General features: G+C 61.8%; 23 protein-coding genes. 15 read left to right on the top strand and 8 right to left on the bottom strand.

Going from position 1 to position 24,447, the window contains the following annotated elements; genetic code table 11:
- Positions 1-220: 220 nt before the first annotated feature.
- Together NVV93_RS14415 and xseA are read right to left on the bottom strand one after the other, a co-directional pair.
- A complete protein-coding gene (locus NVV93_RS14415) occupies positions 221-1,039 on the bottom strand; it encodes a M23 family metallopeptidase (RefSeq protein WP_258251321.1) in 819 nt (272 codons plus the stop codon).
- Positions 1,040-1,095: 56 nt separating this feature from the next.
- Complete coding sequence (gene xseA, locus NVV93_RS14410; protein WP_258254380.1) at positions 1,096-2,475, bottom strand: exodeoxyribonuclease VII large subunit; 1,380 nt, start codon at positions 2,473-2,475, stop codon at positions 1,096-1,098.
- A 153-nt stretch (positions 2,476-2,628) separates the two neighbouring features.
- On the opposite strand from xseA, the gene NVV93_RS14405 reads away from it, so the two are divergent.
- From NVV93_RS14405 to tadA, 5 genes are all read left to right on the top strand, one after another.
- Positions 2,629-3,216 (top strand): sugar ABC transporter ATPase, encoded by a 588-nt coding sequence (locus NVV93_RS14405; protein ID WP_258251320.1) that lies wholly within the window; start codon positions 2,629-2,631, stop codon positions 3,214-3,216.
- 66 nt (positions 3,217-3,282) lie between these two features.
- Positions 3,283-4,752 (top strand): IMP dehydrogenase, encoded by a 1,470-nt coding sequence (guaB, locus tag NVV93_RS14400; RefSeq protein ID WP_258251319.1) that lies wholly within the window; start codon positions 3,283-3,285, stop codon positions 4,750-4,752.
- Between the two features lie 215 nt (positions 4,753-4,967).
- Entirely contained in the window at positions 4,968-6,548 is a 1,581-nt protein-coding gene (gene guaA, locus NVV93_RS14395) for a glutamine-hydrolyzing GMP synthase (RefSeq protein WP_258251318.1), read from the top strand.
- Between the two features lie 129 nt (positions 6,549-6,677).
- Complete coding sequence (locus NVV93_RS14390) at positions 6,678-8,045, top strand: multicopper oxidase family protein (protein ID WP_258251317.1); 1,368 nt, start codon at positions 6,678-6,680, stop codon at positions 8,043-8,045.
- 108 nt (positions 8,046-8,153) lie between these two features.
- On the top strand, positions 8,154-8,630 hold the full coding sequence (gene tadA, locus NVV93_RS14385) for a tRNA adenosine(34) deaminase TadA (protein WP_258251316.1): 477 nt from the start codon (positions 8,154-8,156) through the stop codon (positions 8,628-8,630).
- 33 nt (positions 8,631-8,663) lie between these two features.
- On the opposite strand, the gene mltF is transcribed toward tadA, so the two are convergent.
- Entirely contained in the window at positions 8,664-10,127 is a 1,464-nt protein-coding gene (gene mltF, locus NVV93_RS14380) for a membrane-bound lytic murein transglycosylase MltF (protein WP_258251315.1), read from the bottom strand.
- Positions 10,128-10,292: 165 nt separating this feature from the next.
- Between mltF and purL the strand changes: the two genes are divergently transcribed.
- The 3 genes from purL to NVV93_RS14365 all read left to right on the top strand — a co-directional run bounded on the left by purL (position 10,293) and on the right by NVV93_RS14365 (position 15,054).
- Entirely contained in the window at positions 10,293-14,189 is a 3,897-nt protein-coding gene (gene purL / locus NVV93_RS14375) for a phosphoribosylformylglycinamidine synthase (protein WP_258251314.1), read from the top strand.
- Between the two features lie 100 nt (positions 14,190-14,289).
- Positions 14,290-14,565: a CDGSH iron-sulfur domain-containing protein gene (locus tag NVV93_RS14370; RefSeq protein ID WP_258251313.1), complete on the top strand. Its 276-nt coding sequence runs from the start codon at positions 14,290-14,292 to the stop codon at positions 14,563-14,565.
- Between the two features lie 171 nt (positions 14,566-14,736).
- A complete protein-coding gene (locus NVV93_RS14365) occupies positions 14,737-15,054 on the top strand; it encodes a YqfO family protein (protein ID WP_258251312.1) in 318 nt (105 codons plus the stop codon).
- A gap of 50 nt (positions 15,055-15,104) precedes the next feature.
- On the opposite strand, the gene NVV93_RS14360 is transcribed toward NVV93_RS14365, so the two are convergent.
- Both NVV93_RS14360 and NVV93_RS14355 read right to left on the bottom strand, forming a co-directional pair.
- Positions 15,105-15,608: a murein L,D-transpeptidase family protein gene (locus NVV93_RS14360; protein WP_258251311.1), complete on the bottom strand. Its 504-nt coding sequence runs from the start codon at positions 15,606-15,608 to the stop codon at positions 15,105-15,107.
- Positions 15,609-15,647: 39 nt separating this feature from the next.
- Positions 15,648-16,202 carry an NUDIX hydrolase gene (locus tag NVV93_RS14355; protein WP_258251310.1) on the bottom strand — a complete coding sequence of 185 codons (555 nt, stop codon included), beginning with the start codon at positions 16,200-16,202 and terminating at the stop codon, positions 15,648-15,650.
- Between the two features lie 164 nt (positions 16,203-16,366).
- Here NVV93_RS14355 and NVV93_RS14350 point away from each other — a divergent pair, with 164 nt between their 5' ends.
- The 4 genes from NVV93_RS14350 to purT all read left to right on the top strand — a co-directional run bounded on the left by NVV93_RS14350 (position 16,367) and on the right by purT (position 18,966).
- Positions 16,367-16,969: a CoA pyrophosphatase gene (locus NVV93_RS14350; protein WP_258254379.1), complete on the top strand. Its 603-nt coding sequence runs from the start codon at positions 16,367-16,369 to the stop codon at positions 16,967-16,969.
- A gap of 36 nt (positions 16,970-17,005) precedes the next feature.
- Positions 17,006-17,530: a gamma carbonic anhydrase family protein gene (locus NVV93_RS14345; RefSeq protein ID WP_258251309.1), complete on the top strand. Its 525-nt coding sequence runs from the start codon at positions 17,006-17,008 to the stop codon at positions 17,528-17,530.
- Complete coding sequence (locus tag NVV93_RS14340) at positions 17,530-17,718, top strand: DUF1289 domain-containing protein (protein ID WP_375162891.1); 189 nt, start codon at positions 17,530-17,532, stop codon at positions 17,716-17,718. Before NVV93_RS14345 ends, NVV93_RS14340 begins: the two co-directional genes overlap by 1 nt.
- 66 nt (positions 17,719-17,784) lie before the next feature.
- Positions 17,785-18,966 (top strand): formate-dependent phosphoribosylglycinamide formyltransferase, encoded by a 1,182-nt coding sequence (purT, locus tag NVV93_RS14335; protein ID WP_258251308.1) that lies wholly within the window; start codon positions 17,785-17,787, stop codon positions 18,964-18,966.
- A gap of 83 nt (positions 18,967-19,049) precedes the next feature.
- On the opposite strand, the gene NVV93_RS14330 is transcribed toward purT, so the two are convergent.
- The 3 genes from NVV93_RS14330 to NVV93_RS14320 are packed head-to-tail and all read right to left on the bottom strand — an operon-like array spanning position 19,050 to position 21,984.
- Complete coding sequence (locus NVV93_RS14330; protein ID WP_258251307.1) at positions 19,050-20,363, bottom strand: MFS transporter; 1,314 nt, start codon at positions 20,361-20,363, stop codon at positions 19,050-19,052.
- On the bottom strand, positions 20,360-21,187 hold the full coding sequence (locus tag NVV93_RS14325) for a transporter associated domain-containing protein (RefSeq protein WP_258251306.1): 828 nt from the start codon (positions 21,185-21,187) through the stop codon (positions 20,360-20,362). The genes NVV93_RS14330 and NVV93_RS14325 overlap by 4 nt, the downstream gene beginning before the upstream one ends.
- Positions 21,184-21,984, bottom strand: a complete 801-nt coding sequence (locus NVV93_RS14320) for an inner membrane protein YpjD (RefSeq protein ID WP_258251305.1) — start codon at positions 21,982-21,984, stop codon at positions 21,184-21,186. Before NVV93_RS14320 ends, NVV93_RS14325 begins: the two co-directional genes overlap by 4 nt.
- Before the next feature lie 154 nt (positions 21,985-22,138).
- On the opposite strand from NVV93_RS14320, the gene ffh reads away from it, so the two are divergent.
- From ffh to rimM, 3 genes are all read left to right on the top strand, one after another.
- The gene (gene ffh, locus NVV93_RS14315; protein ID WP_258251304.1) at positions 22,139-23,512 is read left to right on the top strand and encodes a signal recognition particle protein; all 1,374 of its coding nucleotides are present in this window, start codon (positions 22,139-22,141) and stop codon (positions 23,510-23,512) included.
- A 130-nt stretch (positions 23,513-23,642) separates the two neighbouring features.
- Positions 23,643-23,894, top strand: coding sequence for a 30S ribosomal protein S16 (rpsP, locus tag NVV93_RS14310; protein ID WP_258251303.1), 252 nt, complete (start codon positions 23,643-23,645; stop codon positions 23,892-23,894).
- A gap of 5 nt (positions 23,895-23,899) precedes the next feature.
- A complete protein-coding gene (rimM, locus tag NVV93_RS14305) occupies positions 23,900-24,436 on the top strand; it encodes a ribosome maturation factor RimM (RefSeq protein WP_258251302.1) in 537 nt (178 codons plus the stop codon).
- The last annotated feature ends 11 nt before the right edge of the window (positions 24,437-24,447 follow it).

Here is a 24,447-nt window from a genome sequence, read left to right as displayed (position 1 = left end):
ATGGGTGGAGAAAATTGCGCTGGTATTTAAGCGGCTTCAATGCCGCCAGAGGCTGCTGATTGGCTTGTGCGAGGATGCTCTGACGGATCACCTGGCGGGAGGTCAGGTGGGCGGTTTCCGTGGCACGGCGGTCTCGCCCCGCACTATAGCAATGCTGGCGTCTTGATCTATCGGCTACAAAGTCAGGTGAGCGATCTCTGCCCGCATGGCGAGCGTGGCCTCAAGGTTGGAAGGCGTTGATGAAGATCGCCGGATCGACGCGGGCGTCGTTCAGGCTGATGTTCCAATGCATATGCGGCCCGGTCGCCCGGCCGGTGGCACCGACTCGGCCGAGCACCGTGCCGCGTGGCAATTGCTGGCCGGGGCGCACATCGACTTTCGACAAGTGGCAAAACATGCTGATAAAGCCCTGGCCGTGATCGACGAATACGGTTTTGCCGTTGAAGAAATAGTCGCCGATCAGCGTCACCTTGCCGGCGGCCGGTGCCTTGATCGGCGTGCCGGCGGCGACGGCAAAATCCAACCCGGCATGCGGATTACGCTCCTCGCCATTGAAGAAGCGGCGCACCCCGAAGCGGCTGGATAGCGGGCCGTCGACGGGCCTGTCGAGCAGCAGGTTGCTGGGCGTGTTGCTGCTGAAGTTGCGATAGGCGCGGGTCTGCTCGGCCAGTTCGCGCTCGATGCGCTTGAGGTCCTCGGGCAGCGGATTGACCTGGCGCTGGTTCTTCAAGGTGATGCGCTGCTCCGCGTACTGCTTGGCGCCGACGGCAAAGCGCAGGGCGCGGCCGTCCGCCTCCAGCGTTTGCCCGCCCGGGCGGACCGTCAGGGGAATGCCGACGATGGCGATCCAGCGGCGGCCGTCTTCCTTGACCACCAGCACCGGCTTACCGTCATAGCGCGCTTGCGGCGCGGTCTGGCCATCACCCAACGGCACCACGGCGACGCCGCCGGGCACCGGTTTGTTGAGCAGGCGGGTGAGAAATTCCTCGGCGTGGGCGGGCAAGGCGAGGCAACACAACAGCAGAGCGATCAGGCGCATGCGAATTCGGGTCACGAAGCAAGTCAGGTAAGTAGGTTGGCCCAGTCAGCCGCAGGTTAATCGAGCAGCGACAGGGTGACCGGTGTCAGATGGTTGTCTTCCACGCGAACCTCCAGCTCACCTTCGCCCAGCTTGGCGGTGAGCTTCTGGCCCGGACGCGTCTGCGCAGCGCGGCGGATCGCCTGGCCGCGCTCATCGAGAAGAATGCTGTAGCCGCGGCCCAGTGTCGCCAGCGGGCTGACCACATGCAGCGTCTGCATCTGGCTGTTGAGCTGCAGACGGCGTGCCTTGAGGCCTTCGCTCATGGCGCGAGGCAGGCGGGCGGCCAGGCTGTCGACACGTTGGCGCAGCAAGGCCAGCGCACGGCCGGGATGCTGAGCGGAGAGTCGTGCAGCGAGGCGCGCCAGCTGCTCACGGCGGCCATTGGCCTGACGTTCGAAGGCGCGGCGCAGGCGCATGTCCAGATCGTCGACGCGTTGCGCTTGTTGGCGCAGGCGTTCGCCGGGGTGGCGCAGGCGCCGGCTCAGACCGTCCAGGCGCATGCGCTCGCGGCTCAGCTGCTCACGCATGCGCAGCAGCAAGCGGCGTTGCAGGCTACTCAGGCGCAGCTGCAGATCGTTGCTATCGGGCGCCAACAGTTCGGCGGCGGCCGAGGGCGTCGGGGCGCGCACGTCGGCGACGAAGTCGCTGATCGACACGTCGGTTTCATGGCCCACGGCACTGACGATCGGGGTTGTACAGGCCGCCACGGCGCGCGCCAGGGATTCTTCGTTGAAGCACCAGAGGTCTTCCAGGGAGCCACCGCCCCGCGCCAGGATCAGCGCGTCAAAGCCGCCTCTATCGGCGAGCGCCAGGGCACGGACGATCTGGGCGGTGGCGTCACGGCCCTGCACCGCAGTGGGAATCAGGGTCAGGCGCACCTGCGGCGCGCGGCGGCGAAACACGCTGATGATGTCGCGGATCACCGCGCCGGTCGGCGAACTGATGATGCCGATGCGTTGCGGATGCGCGGGCAGGGCGCGCTTGCGTTCGACGGCGAACAGGCCTTCGCCGGCGAGCTTGTCTTTCAGTGCCTCGAAGGCCAGGCGCAGCGCACCGTCGCCGGCCGGTTCGAGGGTATCGACGATCAGCTGATAATCGCCGCGGCCTTCGAACAACGAGACCTTGCCGCGTACCCGCACCGCCAGGCCGTCTTTGAGCGCCTGACGCACGCGGCTGGCGTTTTGCCGGAACAGCGCGCAACGCACCTGCGCCTGGCTGTCCTTGAGGGTGAAATAGATGTGCCCGGAAGCCGGTCGGGCGAGATTGGAAATCTCACCTTCGACCCACACTTGAGCGAACACGTCCTCCAGCAGCACGCGGGCACGGCCGTTGAGCTGGCTGACACTGAGAACCTCGCGGTCGAGACCGAGGCGGGCGAAGGGATCGTTGAGCATGGGCGGCATGATAAAGGCTTTGTCGCGGCGCGGGGCACCGCGTTCACCTGTTCGGTGCTCAGACTGCGCAATGGCTTGCGCAAGCGACTACTGACCTTGACCTGGCCGGGCGGCGCTTTAAGCTGCCGGTTTTGCCTAGCCGCGAGCGTTGCCATGCACGATCAGCAGACCATCCTGGTCCCCCAGGTTTCCAGCTTCCCCGGCCCTGAGGCGAAGGCGCGGGCGATGCTTCGCTGGCTGGTGCAGCAGAACATCGTCGAGGGGTATCTCAGTGCCTGCGTGGGCGCCTTGCCGCGTCAAGGGTATGCGCTGGCGGCTGGCGCCGAGCGCATCGTCCAGGTGCCGGCGGGCAAGACGCTGAATGACTGTCTGCCGTTCGGTCGGCCGGTCAACGGTCTGGAAATCATCACTCGCCGCTGCATCTATATGCCCGAGACGGGTTTCCGCAGCCAGGCGCGCTGTCCAGAGTGTCGCGCCCAGGTCGGTACGGTGCTGCTCGAGCATCTTGAGGAATGGATGCCGGGCGACACCGACAACTTCATCTGCCCGCACTGCGCGTTTGAAGATGACATCAACGGCTTCCCGTTTACTCAGGCATGCGCCTTTTCCGATCTGGGTTTCATCTTCCATAACTGGGACGCGGCCTGTTTTAGCGCCTCGTTTCTCAAGGAATTTGCCGCCCGGTTGGGTTTCCCGCTGAGCGTGGTGCAGGTGGCGGGCCGCGAGGGCGCGGCTTTGTGATTGAGCGGCACCCGCTCTCTGGGTATAATGCCGCGCTTCTTATTTTCCCGCCCGGGAGCCCCCGCCATGCTGCGTATCAGCCAAGAAGCCCTGACGTTTGACGACGTTCTTCTCATCCCTGGTTATTCTAATGTCTTGCCTAAGGACGTCAGCCTCAAAACTCAGCTGACTCGCGGCATTTCGCTGAATATCCCTCTGATTTCCGCGGCGATGGACACCGTGACCGAAGCCCGTCTGGCCATTGCCATGGCTCAGGAAGGCGGCATCGGCATCGTTCACAAGAACATGACCATCGAGCAACAGGCCGCCGAAGTGCGCAAGGTCAAGAAGTTCGAGTCCGGCGTGGTCAAGGATCCGATCACCATCGACGCCGACGCCAGCGTCCGCGACCTGTTCGAATTGACCCGCCAGAACAACATTTCCGGTGTGCCGGTGCTGTCCAACGGCGATCTGGTCGGCATCGTCACCTCCCGCGACATTCGTTTCGAAACCCGCATGGATGTCCGCGTGCGTGAGGTCATGACGCCCAAAGAGCGGCTGGTGACTATCAAGGAAGGTGCGGACAAGCAGGAAGCCCGCGCGCTGCTGCACAAGCACCGCATCGAGCGCGTGCTGATCGTCGACGACGCCTTCAATCTGAAAGGCATGATGACCGTCAATGACATCGAGAAAGCCAAGGCCTACCCGCTGGCCAGCAAGGACGATCAAGGTCGTCTGCGCGTCGGTGCCGCAGTCGGTACCGGTGCCGATACGCCGGATCGGGTCACCGCGCTGGTGGCCGCCGGGGTCGACGTGATCATCGTCGACACTGCCCACGGTCACTCGCAGGGCGTGATCGACCGCGTGCGTTGGGTCAAGCAGACTTATCCGGAAGTGCAGGTGATCGGCGGCAATATCGCCACTGGCGATGCTGCCCGGGCCCTGGCGGAAGCCGGCGCGGACGGCGTCAAGGTCGGTATCGGTCCAGGTTCGATCTGCACCACGCGGATCGTTGCCGGCGTGGGTGTGCCGCAGATAACCGCGGTCGCCAACGTTGCCGCGGCGCTGGCCGGCACTGGCGTGCCGCTGATCGCCGATGGCGGGATTCGCTTCTCCGGCGACCTGGCCAAGGCCGTGGTCGCGGGTGCGTACTGCGTGATGATCGGCTCGATGCTCGCCGGTACCGAAGAGGCTCCGGGCGAAGTCGAACTGTTCCAGGGTCGTTCCTACAAGGCCTACCGCGGCATGGGTTCGCTGGGCGCCATGGCGCAGGCGCAAGGTTCGTCGGACCGCTATTTCCAGGACTCCTCGGCCGGTGCCGAGAAACTGGTGCCGGAAGGCATCGAAGGTCGTGTGCCGTACAAGGGTCAAATGAGCGCCATCGTGCATCAGCTGATGGGCGGTCTGCGCGCTTCGATGGGCTATACCGGCTGCGCCAGCATCGAAGAGATGCGTACCAAGCCGGAGTTCGTGCGGATCACCGGTGCCGGCATGGCCGAGTCGCACGTGCATGACGTGCAGATCACCAAAGAAGCCCCCAACTACCGGGTCGGCTAAAAAAATCGATTTGCCGCTGCTGCGCTCGAACAGGCGGCGTTGGAAGGAGGCTCGAAATGCTCATTGGCTGTAGCCAACTGCGCTTTCTCACCTCCTTCCGCCTTGCCTCTTCTTCGCTCGCGACGTGGCAAATCGATTTTTGTGAAGTTTGATAAGACACGGGGCTGTTCCAATCAGCCCCGTGTCATTTGTGAATTCCGCTACGAGAGACGGCCATGGCTCACCACGATATCCACGCCCACCGCATCCTGATCCTCGACTTCGGCTCCCAGTACAGCCAGTTGATCGCCCGCCGCGTACGCGAGATCGGCGTGTATTGCGAGCTGCACCCGTTCGATATGAGCGATGAAGACATTCGCGCCTTCGCCCCGCGCGGGATCATCCTCGCCGGCGGTCCGGAGTCGGTGCATATTGCCGATAGCCCGCGTGCGCCGCAGGCGGTGTTCGACCTCGGCGTGCCGCTGTTTGGCATCTGCTACGGCATGCAGACCATGTCGGAGCAGCTCGGCGGCAAGGTCGAGGGTTCCAACCTGCGCGAGTTCGGCTATGCGCGCGTCGATGTGGTCGGCAAGTCGCGGTTGCTCGATGGCATCGAAGACCATATCGATGGCGACGGCGTGTTCGGTCTCGATGTGTGGATGAGCCACGGCGACAAGGTCACCAGCCTGGCACCGGGTTTCCATATCCTGGCCAGCACGCCGAACTGCCCGATCGCCGCCATGGCCGACGATGCCCGTGGTTACTACGGCGTTCAGTTCCACCCGGAAGTGACCCATACCAAGCAGGGCGGGCGCATTCTGTCGCGCTTCATCCTGGATATCTGCGGCTGCGAAGCACTGTGGACGCCGTCGAATATCGTCGACGACGCTATCGCCCAGGTACGTGCTCAGGTCGGCGACGCTAACGTGCTGCTCGGCTTGTCCGGCGGGGTCGATTCCTCGGTGGTCGCGGCGCTGCTGCACAAGGCTATCGGCGATCAGCTGACCTGCGTATTCGTCGACAACGGCCTGCTGCGTCTGCATGAAGGCGAGCAGGTGATGGCCATGTTCGCCGAGAACATGGGCGTCAAGGTGATCCGTGCCGATGCCGAGGCGCAGTTCCTCGATAACCTCGAGGGTGAAGCCGACCCGGAGAAGAAGCGCAAGATCATCGGCCGTACCTTTATCGACGTGTTCGATGCGCAGGCGTCCAAGCTGCACAACATCCAGTTCCTCGCCCAGGGCACCATCTACCCGGACGTGATCGAGTCGGCTGGCGCCAAAAGCGGCAAGGCGCATGTGATCAAGTCGCACCACAACGTCGGCGGCCTGCCGGAGGAAATGAACCTCAAGCTGGTCGAACCGCTGCGCGAACTGTTCAAGGACGAGGTGCGCAAGCTCGGTCTGGAGCTCGGTCTGCCCTACGACATGGTTTACCGTCACCCATTCCCGGGCCCGGGCTTGGGCGTGCGGATCCTCGGCGAAGTGAAGAAGGAATACGCTGACCTGTTGCGGCGTGCCGACCATATCTTCATAGAAGAGCTGCGCAAGGCCGACTGGTACCACAAGGTCAGTCAGGCCTTCGTGGTGTTCCAGCCGGTGAAATCGGTTGGCGTGGTCGGTGACGGCCGCCGCTACGCCTGGGTCGTGGCCCTGCGCGCGGTGGAAACCATCGACTTCATGACCGCGCGCTGGGCGCATCTGCCCTACGAACTGCTGGAAGTGGTTAGCGGGCGGATCATCAACGAGATCGAAGGCATCTCCCGCGTCACCTACGACGTGTCGAGCAAGCCGCCGGCGACCATCGAGTGGGAATGATCTGAGCGACAAGGGCAGCCACGGCTGCCCTTGTCGTTTACGGGGTGGGTGCGGCGTTCTGTCGGCTCGCCTGCATTGGTGTTAAGTGAGAAGATCTCTCATCTCTGCTGGCTTACCTCGGAACAGAATATGGCGTTTACCCGCAGGCAAGTGCTCGGCGGCCTGGTTGGCCTCGGTGTGGTCGGCTTGGGTGCCGGTGGCGTGCACTATTGGTTGGGGCGCAGCAGTGCGGCCAGTCATGACTACGAACTGATCGCCGCGCCCTTCGACCTGGAGCTGGTGTCCGGGCATATCACTCCGGCCTGGGGCTATAACGGCCAGGCGCCGGGGGTCGAGCTGCGCTCGCGGCAGGGCGATTGGTTGCGCGTGCGCTTCATCAACAAGCTCAGCGAGCCGACCACCATCCACTGGCACGGTATCCGCCTACCGCTGGAAATGGACGGCGTGCCGTACGTGTCGCAGCTGCCGGTGCTGCCCGGCGAATACTTCGATTATGTGTTCAAGACCGAGGACGCCGGCAGCTTCTGGTATCACCCGCACCAGGCGAGCAGCAAGCAGCTCGGCCACGGCTTGGTCGGCCCGCTGGTGGTCGAGGAGCGCGAGCCGAGCGGCTTCCGCCACGAACGTTCGCTGAGCCTGAAGACCTGGCACGTCGACGCGCAGGGCGCCTTCACCGACTTCAGCGTGCCCCGCGAAGCCGCGCGCGAAGGCACCCGCGGGCGCCTGACCACGATCAACGCCCAACCGACGCCGACCCTCGAATTGCCGGCCGGGCAGGTGGTGCGGCTGCGCCTGTTCAACCTCGACAGCACGGTGACCTACCGCCTCAATCTACCCGGCAGCGACGTACGCATCTATGCACTGGACGGTCATCCGGTGCAGCCGCGTCCGCTCGGCAAGGACTACTGGCTGGGTCCGGGCATGCGCATTTGCCTGGCGATCAAGGTGCCTGAGGCGGGCCAGGAGCTGTCGCTGCGCAACGGCCCGGTGCGCCTCGCCACGCTGAAGAGCGTCGCTTCCAGCGAGCCAGCGGGTGACTGGCCGGCGGCGCTGCCGGCCAATCCGGTGGCCGAGCCCGACCTGAGCATTGCCGAGACCCTGAGCTTTCGCTTCGAGTGGGCGGCGATGCTGGTCGACAACGTCGAGCAGGGCGGCCAGTACAAGTACTGGCAGATCAACGGCCAGGCCTGGGATATCGACGACAAGAGCTGCGCCGAGCGGCCGATCGCCACGCTGAAGAAGAACGGTCACTACATCTTCGAGCTGCGCAACATGGCGCAGTACCAGCACCCGATTCATCTGCACGGCATGGCGTTCAAGGTGCTCAGCTCGGATCGCAAGCCGATCATTCCGTACTTCACCGACACCTACCTGCTGGGCAAGAACGAAACCGCACGCATCGCCCTGGTGGCGGATAACCCCGGCGTGTGGATGTTCCACTGCCATGTCATCGACCATATGGAAACCGGCCTGATGGCCGCCATCGCGGTGGTCTGATGATCGCCGCACACGCTTTTGGTAGGGGCGGATTCATCCGCGAGCATGGCTGGGGCCTGCATCTTTTTTCGCGAATGAATTCGCTCCTACATTCGAGCCGGATAGACCATGAGTAGAGTCAAGATCATCGATCGCTCGCAGGACGAGCGTTTCATGCGCGCTGCGCTGGAGCTGGCCGGCCAGGGTGCGCAACTTGGCGAAGTGCCGGTGGGTGCGGTGCTGGTGCAAGGCGGCGAGATTATCGGGCATGGCTTCAATCGGCCGATTTCCAGCAGCGATCCCAGTGCTCATGCGGAGATGGTCGCGATCCGCGCCGCCGCCACGGCGATCAACAACTACCGGCTGCCCAACAGCACCCTGTACGTGACCCTGGAACCATGCAGCATGTGCGCCGGGTTGATCGTCCATGCGCGTATCCAGCGGGTGGTATACGGCGCTCGCGAACCAAAGGCTGGGATAGTGGAAAGCCGCGGACAATTCTTTGCCCAAGAGTTTCTCAATCACCGGGTGCTGGTCGAGGGTGGCTTGCTGGCGGAGGAGTGCGGGGCGGTATTGAGCGCGTTCTTCAAGGCTCGGCGCGCCTAGCTCCGATTAGCTGTTTTGGCCCCGCCGCTTGGATTACAGCTGCGGAGCGGCGTCTTCGGAGGGTTTGCGCTTGTCGATCGCGGGGATATGCAGGCCGCTTTCGGCGATTTTGCTGCCTTCCAATTGCGGCTGGGTCACCCAGGTGAGGATGTCGTAATAGCGGCGCACGTTCTGCACGAAATGCACCGTCTCACCGCCGCGTGCATAGCCATAACGTGTCTTGCGATACCACTGTTTCTGCGACAGGCGCGGCAGCATCTTCTTCACATCGAGCCACTTGTTCTGGTCGAGGCCCTCGGCTTCGGCGAGCTTGCGGGCGTCGCCCAGGTGCGCTATGCCGATGTTGTAGGCGGCCAGTGCGAACCAGCTGCGATCGGGCTCCTTGATCTCGGCGGCGAGGCTATCGCGGAGCATGTTGAAGTACTTGCCTGCACCGACGATGCTCTGTTTGGGGTCCAGACGGTTGGCCACGCCCATTGCCTTGGCGGTGTTCTGCGTAAGCATCATCAGGCCGCGCACGCCGGTCTTCGAAGTGGCTTCAGGCTGCCAGAGCGATTCCTGATAACCCATCGCAGCAAGCAGGCGCCAATCCAGTTGATCGGTCTGCGCGGCATTGCGGAAGTGTTTCTCATAGCGCGGTAGACGTTGCTGCAAATGTTTGGCGAAGGTGTAGGCGCCGACATAGCCGAGTACGTCAACGTGCCCGTAATAGCGATCTTTCAAGCGTTGCAGCGTGCCGTTCTGTTTGGCGCGCTGGAGGAATGCATTGACCTCGCTAAGCAAGCTGAGGTCCTCGCCGGAACTCACCGCCCAACTCAGGCTGCTGGCGTCGCCGAAGTCGAAGGCAACTCGCACGTTGGGGAAGTACACCTGATTCATCGCCAACTCATTGGAGTCGACCAGGGTCAGGTCGATCTGCCCTTCGTCGACCATGTGCAGCAGGTCGACCACCTCAACCGCGTCGGACTCCTCGAACTCCAGGCGCGGCAACTGGCGCTGCAGTTTGCGCAGTTGCTCGGCATGGCTGCTGCCCTTGAGTACCAGAATGCGTTTGCCGAGCAGATCGTCGGGGCGGGTCGGACGCCGTTGGCCGTTGCGATACACGACCTGTGGACTGACCTCGAGATAAGAAGCAGAAAAACGCGCCTGGGCTTGTCGTTCCTCGCTGGCGGTCAGACCGGCCGCCGCCAGCTCCGGACCATTCGGCTGGCTTAGGCGGGAATAGAGTTCATCGAGGTTGTCGGCGGTTTCGATCTGCAGTTCGACACCCAGATCGTCGGCGAAGCGTTTGGCCAGCTCGTACTCGAAACCGGTTTCGCCGCTGCGATCCTGAAAATAAGTGGCAGGGCTGTTGCGGGTGATGACGCGTAGCACACCCTCCTTCTGGATTCGCTCGAGGCTGGTCGACTCATCGACACAGCCAGACAACGACAGAAGGATTCCGATCGCCAGCAACCCGACGGTGCAGCGCTTGCGGAACGCAGTGTATGCAGACATCCGGGAAGTATACGCAAAGCGCCCCAGTCGCCATATCTCGACAGCTGCATGCATCTCTGTTACTGCGGCAGTTGTCCGCTAAGGCCCGCCACGGGTGTCTTGGCGGGCGCTTTCAGCTAGAATGCACCGCCTCAAAGCTCCCCCTTTTCCGAGGCTGTCCCGAAGATGTTGATCCTGCGCGGCGCTCCCGCCCTTTCCGCCTTCCGCCACGGCAAACTTCTCGCGCAACTGACCCAGAAAGTCGCCACCGTCAGCGGTGTGTATGCCGAGTTTGCCCACTTCGCAGAGGTCACCGGCCTCCTCGCCGAGGAAGAGCACAGCGTCCTCGCACGCCTGCTCCAATACGGCCCGAGCGTACCGGTTCAGGAGCCAGCCGGTCGCTTGTTCCTGGTCGTGCCGCGCTCCGGCACCATCTCGCCGTGGTCGAGCAAAGCCACCGACATCGCCAATAATTGCGGCTTGGCCAAGATCGAGCGGATCGAGCGGGGCATTGCCTATTACGTCACCGGCAGTTTCGATGATGCCGAGGCCGAGCTGATCGCCGCCAGCCTGCATGACCGCATGACCCAGCAGGTGTTCACGGCCATGGAGCAGGTCGAAAACCTGTTCAGCCACGCTCAGCCGAAACCGTTGACCGCCGTCGATGTACTCGGCGGCGGCCGCGCCGCGCTGACCCAGGCCAATACCGAGTTGGGTCTGGCGCTCGCCGAAGACGAGATCGACTATCTGGTCGAAAGCTTCAAGGGGCTGGGACGCAACCCGCACGACATCGAACTGATGATGTTCGCCCAGGCTAACTCCGAGCATTGCCGACACAAGATCTTCAATGCCAGCTGGGACATCGATGGCGAAAGCCAGGAAAAATCCCTGTTCGGCATGATCAAGAACACCCACGAGCTGAACCGCGAAGGCGTGCTGTCGGCCTACAAGGACAACGCCGCGGTGATCGTCGGCAACGTCGCCGGGCGTTTCTATCCGAACCCTGACACCCGCGAATATGCCGCGAGCCAGGAGCCGGTGCACATCCTGATGAAGGTGGAAACCCACAACCACCCGACCGCGATCGCCCCATTCCCGGGCGCCTCGACCGGCTCCGGCGGTGAGATTCGCGATGAAGGCGCCACCGGTCGCGGCGCCAAGCCGAAAGCCGGTCTCACCGGTTTCACCGTCTCCAACTTGCAGATCCCCGGATTCGAGCAGCCTTGGGAAGTGCCGTACGGCAAGCCCGAGCGCATTGTCACCGCGCTGGACATCATGATCGAAGGCCCGCTGGGCGGCGCGGCATTCAATAACGAATTCGGCCGGCCGAACCTGACTGGTTACTTCCGTACCTTCGAGCAAGCGGTGAACAGCCCGCGCGGTGAAGAAGTGCGCGGCTATCACAAGCCGATCATGCTCGCCGGCGGCATGGGCAATATCCGCGAAGACCATGTGCAGAAGGCCGAAATCTCGGTCGGCGGCAAGCTCATCGTGCTCGGCGGTCCCGCCATGCTGATCGGCCTGGGCGGCGGTGCGGCGTCCTCGATGGCGACCGGCAGCAGTTCTGCCGATCTGGATTTCGCCTCGGTCCAGCGGGAAAACCCGGAAATGGAGCGCCGCTGCCAGGAGGTCATCGACCGCTGCTGGCAGCTCGGCGAGCAGAACCCGATCAAGTTCATTCATGACGTCGGCGCCGGCGGTCTGTCCAACGCCTTCCCCGAACTGGTCAACGATGCCGGCCGCGGTGGCCGCTTCGAGTTGCGCGCGGTGCCCAACGACGAGCCGGGCATGAGCCCGCTGGAAATCTGGTGCAACGAATCGCAAGAGCGCTATGTATTGTCGGTGGATGCCGCCGACTTTGAGCGGTTCAAGGCGATCTGCGAACGTGAGCGTTGCCCGTTCTCGGTGGTCGGCGAGGCGACCGAAGAGCCGCAATTGACCGTTGCCGACAGCCATTTCGGTAACAAGGCCGTGGATATGCCGCTCAACGTATTGCTCGGCAAGGCGCCACGCATGCATCGTTCGGCGGTCCGCGAGGCGGAACTGGGCGATGATTTCTCGGCCGCCAGTGTCGAGATCAGCGAGGCGGTGAGCCGCGTCCTGCGTCATCCGGCAGTGGCCAGCAAGAGCTTCCTGATCACCATCGGCGACCGCAGCATTACCGGTCTGGTGGCCCGCGACCAAATGGTCGGCCCGTGGCAGGTGCCGGTGGCTGACTGCGCCGTGACCGCCACCAGTTTCGACGTCTACAACGGCGAAGCCATGGCGATGGGCGAGCGCACGCCGCTGGCGCTGCTCGATGCGCCGGCCTCGGGGCGCATGGCGATTGGCGAGACCATCACCAACCTGGCTTCCGCGCGGATCGACAAACTGGCTGACATCAAGTTGTCGGCCAACTGGATGGCTGCTGCCGGCCACCCCGGTGAAGATGCGCGCCTGTACGACACGGTCAAGGCTGTCGGCATGGAGCTGTGCCCGGCGCTGGGCATGACCATTCCAGTGGGCAAGGACTCGATGTCGATGAAGACCCGCTGGCAGGATGAGGGTGCCGACAAGAGCGTCACCTCGCCGCTGTCGCTGATCGTTAGCGGCTTCGCCCCAGTGCTCGACATCCGTAATACCGTCACGCCGCAGCTGCGCATGGATCGCGGCGAAACCGATCTGATTCTGATCGACCTCGGTCGTGGCCAGAACCGCATCGGCGGCTCGATCCTCGCCCAGGTGTACGGCCAGATCGGTCGGCACGTGCCAGACGTCGACGACGCCGAAGACCTCAAGGCATTCTTCGCGGTGATCCAAGGCCTGAATGCCGATGGTCATTTGCTGGCCTATCACGATCGCTCCGACGGCGGCCTGCTGACCACTGCGCTGGAAATGGCCTTCGCCGGCCACTGCGGCCTGGACTTGAATCTCGACGCGCTCGCCGACGGCCAGGCGGATGTCGCCGGAGTGCTGTTCAACGAAGAACTCGGTGCGGTGATCCAGGTTCATCAGGACGCCACGCCTGAAGTGCTCGCGCAATTCAGCGCAGCCGGTCTGGGCGACTGCGTGGCGGTGATCGGTCAGCCGGTCAACAACGCCTCGGTGTCGATCAGCTTCGAAGGCAAGCCGCTATTCACGGGCGAGCGGCGTTTGCTGCAGCGCCAATGGAGCGAAACCAGCTACCAGATTCAGCGTCTGCGCGACAACGTCGAATGCGCCGACCAGGAATTCGATGTGCTGCTGGACGAGGAAAATCCGGGCCTCAACGTCAAGCTCGGGTTCGACGTCAATCAGGACATCGCTGCGCCGTACATCAAGAAAGGTGTGCGTCCGCAGGTTGCGGTACTGCGCGAACAGGGCGTCAACGGTCAGGTGGAAATGGCTGCGGCGTTCGACCGTGCCGGCTTTGCCGCAATCGACGTGCACATGAGCGACATTCTCGCCGGCCGCGTCAGCCTGGATGAATTCAAAGGGCTGGTCGCGTGTGGTGGCTTCTCCTATGGTGACGTGCTCGGCGCGGGCGAGGGTTGGGCCAAATCGATCCTCTTCAATAGCCGCGCACGGGATGCCTTCAGCGGCTACTTCGCCCGCCGCGATACCTTCGCCTTGGGCGTGTGCAACGGCTGTCAGATGCTCTCCAACCTGCACGAACTGGTGCCAGGTAGCGAGTTCTGGCCGCACTTCGTGCGTAACCGCTCCGAGCAATTCGAAGCGCGCGTGGCGATGGTGCAGATCCAGGAGTCGGCGTCGATCTTCCTGCAAGGCATGGCCGGTTCGCGCCTGCCGATCGCCATCGCCCACGGTGAAGGGCATGCCGAGTTCGAGAGCGAAGAGGCATTGCTTGAATCCGACTTGTCCGGATGTGTGGCGATGCGCTTTGTCGACAACAACGGCAAGGTCACCGAAGCCTATCCGGCCAACCCCAACGGTTCGGCACGTGGCATTACCGGCCTGACCAGCCGTGATGGTCGAGTGACCATCATGATGCCGCACCCGGAGCGGGTGTTCCGCGCGGTGCAGAACTCCTGGCGCCCGGACGATTGGCAGGAAGACGGCGGCTGGCTGCGCATGTTCCGCAACGCCAGGGTTTGGGTGGATTAATAGCTCGGCGGAAAACTCATCCGCGGCCCTCTCCGTTTAGGAGAAGAGCCGTGGGCGAGGTTGATCTTGTTCCCCTGGCGCCTCCTCTCGGTATAGTGCCGTGTCCGACGCCGATCCACTGCTACCGATCCTTCCTGAAGTCCGCCAGGTTCGCCCTGGCGACATCCTCCAGCTCTGTGTTTGCGGCCGGTCACCGGACACGCCCGATTGTCCTGCCGATTGCCGAAAAGCCAAGCGCCTGATCATCGCTCGCGACCAGCGCTTGCTGTTGTGCCGCTGCGGGCGCTCGGCGGATTTGCCGTACTGCGATGGCAGCCATGTGCCCGCTGCGTCAACCTGGCGAAGCAAATGGCGGCGTTTTTGGTTTGGCCAGTGAAATGTCGCTGTTATGCCAAATTGCTCTATGGTCGCGCCAAACGGAGCAACGGTTTGCCAGTCCAACGCTTGAGTTGTGAACCATTTTTGGACGAAGTGCGGCAATGTGCCATTACACTGTCGCCATTCAGATCTGGCAGTGCGCGGCACTGCTTTCGTTGCGGAGATCTCGATGTACAAGTTGTGTTTCTATGTCCCGGAATCCCATTTGGATGTAGTGAAGAACGCAATATTCGCGGCCGGTGGCGGGCGTATCGGTAGTTATGACAGCTGCTGTTGGCAGACGTTAGGGCAGGGACAATTTCGACCGCTGGCGCAGAGCCAACCGTTTCTCGGTCAGCAGGGGTTGCTTGAACACGTCGCGGAGTGGAAGGTCGAGCTAGTGGTAGCCGATGAGTTAATCCATGAGTCGGTCAAGGCCCTGCGCAAGGCTCACCCCTACGAGACGCCGGCCTTCGAGGTGTGGCGCCTGTCAGATTTGTTGTTCTAGCGACAGCGAACAAAAAAGGCGCCCATGGGCGCCTTTTTATTGAATGTGAGTTAGGGGCGGATCTCGATCAACGTGCCGTCTTTGACCAAACTCCAGATCTCCTGCATGTCGGCGTTTGTCATGGCAATGCAGCCTTCGGTCCAGTCCAGGCTGGTGAAATACCACTCCGGATATTCTTCGTCGATGGGCGTGCCGTGAATCATGATCATCCCGCCGGCGGTCACTCCGGCTTTATGCGCGTTGCTCTGATCGCGGATGTTCGGATAGGAGATGTGCAGGGCCAAGTTGTACTTGTCGCTGGTTTTTCGCCAGTCGATCCAATAGAAGCCTTCCGGAGTGCGTCGGTCGCCTTCGCGCTGCTTGGCGCCTTGCGGCTGCTTGCCTAGAGAGACTTTGTAGGATTTGAGCACGCTGCCCTTACCCATAAGATGCAGTTTGCGCTCGGACTTGAGCACCAGCACCTTGTCCACGGCCTGGCCCTCAAGCGTCGGTGTGGCGTTGGCCTGAGTGAGTGCGGCAAAAGACAAGCACAGAGCGGCTAGCAACCAGCGCATTGGAACGATTTCCCCAGAGATTCACGACCGCTCAGGCGGTCAGGCTTTTTTATAGTGCGCACGTAAGGCCTCGAGCGACTCGTTACGTACGGGGTAGGTCTGCGCTACCCGGTCGGCGAAGTAGCATTCTAAGGTACGCCCGACAGTCGGAAAAGCCAGCTCGGACCAGGGGATGTCAGCCTCGTGAAATAACCGCACTTCCAGGCTTTCATCACCAGCGCAGAAATCCAGATCAAGCAGTTCGGCGCGGAAGAACACATATACCTGACTGATATGCGGTAGATCGAACAGCGTGTAAAGATCCAGATGCCGAACGCGGGCACAGGCCTCTTCGAGAGTCTCGCGAGCGGCCGCCTGCTGCATGGTTTCGCTGTTTTCCATGAAGCCCGCGGGCAGCGTCCAGTAGCCACGGCGAGGCTCGATGGCGCGGCGACAGAGCAGCACTTGATCCTCCCAGATGGGCAGGCAACCGGCGACGATGCGCGGATTCTGGTAGTGGATGGTTTGGCATCCGCCGCACACATACCGCAGGCGATTGTCGCCGGGGGGAATGTACTGGCTCAGCACGCCGCCACAATGGCTACAGAATTTCATGCCGATTCCTCGTAACTAATGGCGCATCTTGACGCGGCGATGGCGATGGCGGCAAGTCAGCCACCAGATCATCTGGCCGAATGCTGCGACCATGTAGCGCAGGGCTTGGGCGCGTCAGTTTTTTCGTGCCATGATGCCGGCAGAAGAAAAGACCGAGAATGTTCATGCTGGATGAGCTGCTCCAACCTGTGCGCAGTCATACGCCGCGGATCTTGGAGACCGAACCAGGGTTTCCCGAGGCGGCTGTTTTGGTGCCAATTACCCGTTCCGATGATCCGGAACTGGTGCTAACCCTGCGTGCCAGCGGATTGTCGACTCACGGCGGCGAAGTCGCCTTCCCTGGTGGGCGTCGTGACCCTGAAGACCGCGATCTGATCCACACCGCTTTGCGTGAAGCGCAAGAAGAGGTCGGCCTGCCGCCCGGTCTAGTCGAAATAGTCGGCCCGCTTAGTCCGCTGGTGTCGCGCTATGGCATCCGGGTTACGCCGATCGTTGGGGTCATTCCCGATTTCGTCGAATACCAGCCTAACGACGCAGAGATTTCCGCGGTGTTTTCCGTGCCGCTGGAGTTTTTCCGCAAAGACCCGCGCGAGGTTACCCACCGTATCGACTACCAAGGTCGTAACTGGTATGTGCCCAGCTATCGCTATGGTGAATTCCGCATCTGGGGGCTTACCGCGATTATGATCGTCGAGTTAGTCAATCTGCTGTACGACGCCAAGATTCACCTGCATGAGCCGCCAGCCTCCTTCACCAAGCTGGCCTGAAATCGCGATAAACAAGAAGAACTGAGGAATCCCCTGATGAAATACCGTCTGGGCAATGCCTGTGTCGAAGCCCATCCGGATAGCTGGATCGCACCCACTGCGGCGGTAATTGGCAAGGTTAAGTTGGAGGCTGGGTCGAGTGTCTGGTTTGGTGCCGTACTGCGCGGCGACAACGAGCTGATCCATGTCGGCGAGAACAGTAACGTGCAGGACGGCACGGTGATGCACACCGACATGGGTTTCCCGCTGACCTTGGGCAAGGGCGTCACCGTCGGCCACAACGTGATGATGCACGGCTGTACGGTCGACGATTACAGTCTGATCGGCATCAACGCGGTGATCCTCAACGGCGCCAAGATCGGCAAGTACTGCATCATCGGCGCCAACAGCCTGATCGGCGAGGGCAAGGAGATTCCCGACGGCTCGCTGGTGATGGGCTCGCCCGGCAAGGTGGTGCGCGAGTTGAACGAGGCGCAGAAGAAGATGCTCGAGGCCAGTGCCGCCCACTACGTGCACAACGCCAAGCGTTATGCCCGCGACTTGCAGCCGCAGGACGACTGATGGAGCGCGAGCGTCCCGTCGCCTCACCCTGCGTGTCGATCTGCGCACTGGACGATGAGGATATCTGCATCGGTTGCCAGCGCTCGGCGGCAGAAATCACTGGCTGGGGGCGCATGGACAACACCGAGAGGCGCCAGGTTTTGCACCTCAGTCATGAGCGGGCCAAGGCCAAGGGCGTGCTGCTTTAGCCTCCGAAGCACTTCTCTGCTCCTATTCTTCGGCGCTTGCGCCAATCGATTCTTCGAGGAAACCCCATGCCCCGTATTGGAACCCCGTTATCGCCAACCGCGACCCGTGTGCTGCTGTGTGGCTCGGGCGAGCTGGGCAAGGAAGTGGCGATCGAGCTGCAACGCTTGGGCGTCGAGGTGATTGCCGTCGATCGCTATGCCAATGCGCCGGCCATGCAGGTGGCACACCGCAGCCATGTGATCGACATGCTCGATGGTGCAGCCTTGCGCAAGGTGATTGAGGCCGAGCGGCCGGACTATATCGTTCCAGAAATCGAGGCGATTGCTACCGCCACGCTTGTCGAACTGGAGGCCGAAGGCTTCACCGTGATTCCCACTGCGCGCTCTGCGCAGCTGACTATGAACCGTGAGGGCATTCGTCGACTGGCCGCCGAAGAGCTGGATCTGCCGACCTCGCCTTACCATTTCGCCGACTCTTTCGAAGACTGTCAGGCGGCGGTTGAAGCGCTCGGTTTTCCATGCCTTATCAAGCCGATCATGAGCTCCTCGGGCAAGGGGCAGTCGGTGCTGAAAAGCTTGGACGATCTGCAATCTGCTTGGGATTACGCCCAGGCCGGTGGGCGTGCGGGCAAGGGACGGGTGATTGTCGAGGGCTTCATCGATTTCGACTACGAAATCACTTTGCTCACCGTCCGCCATGTCGGCGGTACGACCTTCTGCGCGCCGGTCGGTCATCGGCAGGAGAAGGGCGATTACCAGGAGTCCTGGCAGCCGCAGGTGATGAGTCCTAAGGCGCGGGCCGAGGCTGAGCGGATTGCCCTTGCAGTCACTGGATCGTTGGGCGGGCGGGGATTGTTCGGCGTCGAGCTGTTCGTTAAAGGTGATAGGGTGTGGTTCTGTGAAATTTCGCCACGTCCGCACGACACCGGGTTGGTTACCCTGATTTCCCAGGACCTGTCCGAATTCGCCGTGCATGCGCGAGCAATCCTCGGTCTGCCAATCCCGGCAATCCGCCAGTTCGGCCCCTCGGCTTCGGCGGTGATCCTGGTCGAGGGCCATTCGCAGCAGGCCGCGTTCGCCAACCTCGGCGCCGCCCTGAGCGAGCCGGATACCGCACTGCGCCTGTTCGGCAAGCCCGAGGTCGCCGGTCAGCGGCGCATGGGGGTGGCCCTGGCGCGCGACGAGTCGATTGAGCAGGCGCGCGCCAAGGCCATGCGTGCGGCGCAAGCAGTGAGTGTCGAACTGTAAGTATTTCTGCACCGTGGCTGCAGGGCGGTCGCGCTAACGCTAGACAGGTCTGACGCTCTCAAAGGCGCCAACCTGTACTGCGCTCAGTGTATGGCGTTGAGATCCCGGTCGCGGGTTTCCTTCAAGCACAGCACGGCCAGCAGGCTGAGTGTCGCGGCGGCTGAAACATAGCCGCCGACATAGGCAAGCCCACCGATGCTCACCAGCTTCTGCGCAAAGAACGGTGCCGCCGAGGCGCCAACGATCCCGCCCAGGTTGTAAGCCGCCGAGGCGCCGGTGTAGCGCACTTGGGTGGGGAACAATTCCGGTAGCAGGGCACCCATCGGCGCGAAGGTAAAGCCCATGAGGAACAGTTCGATCGCCAGGAACAGCGTTACGGCTGCGCCCGAGCCCTGGCTGAGCAAGGGCTGCATGGCGAAGCCGGAGAGAATCGCCAGTCCGCAGCCCAGCAATAACACCGGTTTGCGCCCGTAACGGTCGCTGAGCCAGGCGGATAGCGGGGTGGCCAAGGTCATGAAGAGCACGGCGAAACAGAGCATGGCGAGGAAGCTCTCACGGCTGTAGCCCAGACTGGTAACGCCATAGCTCAGCGAGAACACCGTGGAGATATAGAACAGCGCATAACACACCACCATCGCCAGGGCGCCGAGCAACATCGGCCGCCAGTGCTGGCTGACGGTTTCTGCCAGCGGTAGTTTGACCCGCTCATGGGATTTCATCGCCTTGGCGAACACCGGCGATTCCTCCAGCTTCAGGCGGACATACAGGCCGACGATCACCAGCGCGGCGCTGAGCAGAAACGGAATGCGCCAGCCCCAGGCGCGAAACTGCTCATCGTCCAGCGTAAGGGCCAGGCTCAGGAATAAGCCGTTAGCGGCGAGAAAGCCAATCGATGGACCGAGTTGGGGAAACATGCCGAACCAGGCGCGTTTGCCCGGTGGTGCGTTCTCGGTGGCCAACAACGCCGCGCCACCCCATTCACCGCCGAGGCCGAGCCCCTGGCAGAAGCGCAATACGCACAGCAACAGCGGGGCCCAGAAGCCAATACTGTCGTAACCCGGCAGCACGCCAATCAGCGTGGTGGAAACCCCCATCAGCAGCAGCGAGGCGACCAGCGTCGATTTGCGCCCGATGCGGTCGCCGAAGTGGCCGAACAACGCTGAGCCCAGCGGGCGAGCGAGAAAGGCGATACCAAAGGTGATAAAGGCGGCGAGCATCTGCGCGGTGCCGGAGTTCTGCGGAAAGAACACTGGGCCAATCACCAGCGCGGCGGCGGTGGCATACACGTAGAAATCATAAAATTCGATGGCGGTGCCGATAAAGCTGGCCGTGGCGACTCGCGCTGGCGAATTGGTCGCCGGAACTGGGTAAGTTTCGCTCGGAATGGCGGAGGTCATATTTTGGCTGCCTGCCCGGCGCGCCAGGCGCGGACCTGATGGACACGGTTGTCTCGGGCTTCCACGGTTTCCAGGCGGTAAGGGCCGATTTTCAGGCATACCGGAGTGTCTGGAATCTGTTCGAGCGCTTCGGTAATGAGACCATTGAGGGTTTTCGGGCCGTCGCACGGCAGTTGCCAGCCGAGGGCGCGGTTCAGTTCGCGGAGATGCAGGGAGCCATCGAGGCGATAGCGGCCATCTTCTTCAGTTTGGATGGCTGGATTTGGGCCGAGCTCGTCGATATTGCCAAACTCGCCGACCAGTTCCTCGAAGATATCTTCCAGGCTGACTAGGCCAAGCACTTCGCCGTATTCGTCGACAACGATAGCGATGCGGCGTTTTTCTTTCTGGAAATTGACCAGCTGGGTGAGTAGTGGAGTGCTTTCCGGGATGAAATAGGGCTGCTTGCTGGCGCCCAGTAAGGCAGCGCCGTCCAGATCGTCGCGCCCGAGCAATTGGGTAATCTGGCGGACGTGCAGCAGTCCTTCGATATTGTTGATGTCGCCACGATAGAGCGGCAAACGGGTATGAGTGGCGTGTTGCAGCTGCTCGAGGATCTGCGCTGGCGCGGCATCGATATCGATGCCTTGGATCTCGCTGCGCGGCAGCATGATCGCCTTGATGCTGATCTGTTGTAGGGCATGCAGGAACGGGACGGGTCTGTCGCCTTGCGCCGAGACTTCGTCGCTGCGCTGCGGACGTTTGCGGCTCAGGCTGTGCACGGCCAGCGCGGCGGCCAAGGCAAGCAGGAGACCAAGCAGGAGCCCGCTGGCGAAGGTGTTCATATATGCAGGATGAATTCGCGTACCAGCTTGCTGCCAAAGTAGGCCAGCATCAGCAGGCAGAATCCCGCCAGTGTCCAGCGGATCGCTTTATGGCCGCGCCAGCCGCGCTGATGGCGACCCCACAGCAGTACGGCGAAAATCACCCAGGCGACACAGGCCAGCAAGGTCTTGTGGACCAGGTGCTGGGCGAACAGGTCGTCGAGGAACAGCCAGCCGGAAATCAATGACAGCGAGAGCAGCAGCCAACCGGCCCAGAGAAAGCCAAACAACAGACTTTCCATGGTCTGCAGTGGCGGGAAATTCTTGATCAAGCCGGACGGGTGCTTGTGCTTGAGCTGATGATCCTGCAGCAACAGCAACAGCGACTGGAACATGGCAATGGTCAACATGCCGTATGCCAGGACCGACAGCAGGATGTGCATGAGAATTCCGGGTTGCTCGTTGATGCCTTGCACGGTTCCGGCGGGCGCAAACTGGGCGAGCAGCACCGTCAGGCAGCCGAGGGGAAGCAACAGCAGGAGCAGATTGGTCACCGGAATACGGGTGCCGGCCAGCAAGGTCAGTGCAATGACTGCGGCGGCGATAAGACTGGCAGCATCGAAGAAGTCGAGAACCAAGCCGCTGGGGGTGATCATTTGCATGAGCAGGCCGCTGATATGCGCGATCAGCGCAAGCATCCCAAGCGGCAGCAGGATGCGCATTTGCGGCGCCTTGCGGCCAATCAAGCAGAAGGCCTGGTAGGCGGTGGCGGTCGCATAGAGAGCGGCGGCGATGAGACTGGGCAGCAGAGGGTGCATAAATCCGTGTAAGGCGAGCCCGAAAGGGCGTGAGTGTGGCATATAACCGCCATTCCACGAAAGACCGCTGGCGGTGTCGGTCGCCGGGACTCTTCGCTATAATCCGCCGCCTGCTGCAAGCTCAAGCCGGCCCTGGAGCCTGAAAGGAACGCGCATGTTTGAAAATTTGACTGACCGCCTCTCGCATACTCTGCGCACTGTCACCGGCAAGGCCAAGCTGACCGAAGACAATATCAAGGACACTCTGCGCGAAGTGCGGATGGCGCTGCTCGAGGCCGATGTCGCCTTGCCAGTGGTCAAGGATTTCGTCAATAAGGTCAAAGAACGCGCGGTCGGCACCGAGGTGTCGAAAAGCCTGACGCCGGGCCAGGCGTTCGTGAAGATCGTCCGCGCCGAGCTCGAAGAGCTGATGGGTGCTGCCAACGAAGATTTGGCGCTGAATGCTGTGCCGCCGGCGGTAGTGCTGATGGCCGGCTTGCAGGGCGCCGGCAAGACCACCACGGTCGGTAAACTGGCGCGCTTCCTTAAAGAACGCAAAAAGAAGAGCGTGCTGGTGGTCTCCGCTGATGTGTATCGTCCAGCGGCGATCAAGCAGCTTGAGACTTTGGCTGCCGATATTGGTGTGACGTTCTTCCCCTCGGACATCAGCCAGCAGCCGGTTGCCATTGCCGAGGCGGCGATCAAGGAAGCCCGGCTCAAATTCATCGATGTCGTAATCCTCGATACCGCAGGCCGCCTGCACATCGATGCCGAGATGATGGCCGAGATTCAGGCGCTACACGCGGCGGTCAAACCGGTGGAAACGTTGTTCGTGGTCGATGCCATGACAGGCCAGGATGCCGCCAACACCGCCAAGGCTTTCGGTGATGCGCTGCCATTGACCGGCGTAGTGCTGACTAAGGTGGACGGCGATGCTCGTGGCGGCGCGGCCCTATCCGTGCGTGCAATCACCGGCAAGCCAATCAAATTCATCGGCATGGGCGAGAAGAGCGATGCGCTCGAGCCGTTCCATCCGGATCGCATTGCCTCGCGCATCCTTGGCATGGGCGACGTGCTCAGCTTGATCGAGCAAGCCGAGCAGACGCTGGATCGCGAAAAGGCCGAGAAACTCAGCAAGAAGTTGAAGAAGGGTAAGGGGTTTGACCTCGAAGACTTCCGCGATCAACTGCAGCAAATGAAAAACATGGGTGGTCTTGGCGGCCTGATGGACAAGCTTCCGCAGATGGGTGGCGTTAATCTGGCGCAGATGGGCAATGCCCAAGGTGCGGCGGAAAAGCAGTTCAAGCAAATGGAAGCCATCATCAATTCCATGACCCCGGCCGAACGCCGCGATCCGGATATCATCAGCGGTTCGCGCAAACGCCGTATCGCCATGGGTTCCGGCACCCAAGTGCAGGACATCGGCAGGCTGATCAAGCAGCACAAGCAGATGCAGAAGATGATGAAGAAATTCACCGCCAAGGGCGGCATGGCCAAGATGATGCGCGGCGTAGGCGGAATGCTGCCGCGCGGCTTGCCGAAAATGTAAGAGCCCGAAAGGGCAAAGTGAAAAAGCCCTTTGCAAAAGGGTGGATAATCCTTAGAATATGCGGCCTTTCGGGCCTAGTGTCCGGCGTATTCTCAGATTTGCTAGTACCGACTACAGGAACGATGTTTACATGGTAACTATCCGTCTTGCTCGTGGCGGCTCCAAAAAGCGCCCGTTTTACCACCTGACCGTGACCAACAGCCGCAACGCGCGCGATGGTCGTTTCGTTGAGCGCATCGGTTTCTTCAATCCGGTCGCTGCCGGTGGTGAAGTGCGCCTGTCTGTAGACCAGGAGCGCGTTACTTACTGGCTCAGCCAGGGTGCCCAGCCGTCTGAGCGTGTTGCTCAGCTGCTCAAGGATTCTGCCAAGGCTGCCGCCTAAGTCACATGAACGTGACGTCCACCCCAGTTGATGACCTTATCGTCATTGGCAAGATTTTTTCGGTGCACGGCGTCCGTGGCGAGGTAAAGGTCTACTCCTTTACCGATCCGATCGACAACCTGCTGGATTATCGCCATTGGACGCTACGGCGCGACGGCGAGGTTCGCCAGGTCGAGTTGCTTAAAGGGCGCGCCCAGAACAAGTTTCTGGTCGCCAAACTTAAGGGGTTCGATGATCGCGATTTGGCGCAAGCACTCGCCGGTTTCGAAGTTTGCGTCTCCAGCAGTCTGCTGCCACAGCTTACTAACGGCGAGTACTACTGGTATCAGTTGGAAGGCCTCAAAGTTATCGATCAGGCCGGGCAATTGCTCGGACGCATCGATCACTTGCTGGAAACTGGCGCGAACGATGTCATGGTGGTCAAACCCTGCACCGATAGCCTGGATGATCGAGAGCGCTTGCTGCCTTATACGGCGCAATGCGTGCTGAGTATCGACCTCGCTGCTGATGAAATGCGGGTTGATTGGGATGCTGATTTCTAAACCACGGGTTA

Origin of the sequence: Pseudomonas sp. LS44 (assembly GCF_024730785.1) — a bacterium.
Lineage (GTDB): Bacteria > Pseudomonadota > Gammaproteobacteria > Pseudomonadales > Pseudomonadaceae > Aquipseudomonas.
This window is presented reverse-complemented; position numbering and strand designations above follow the sequence as displayed.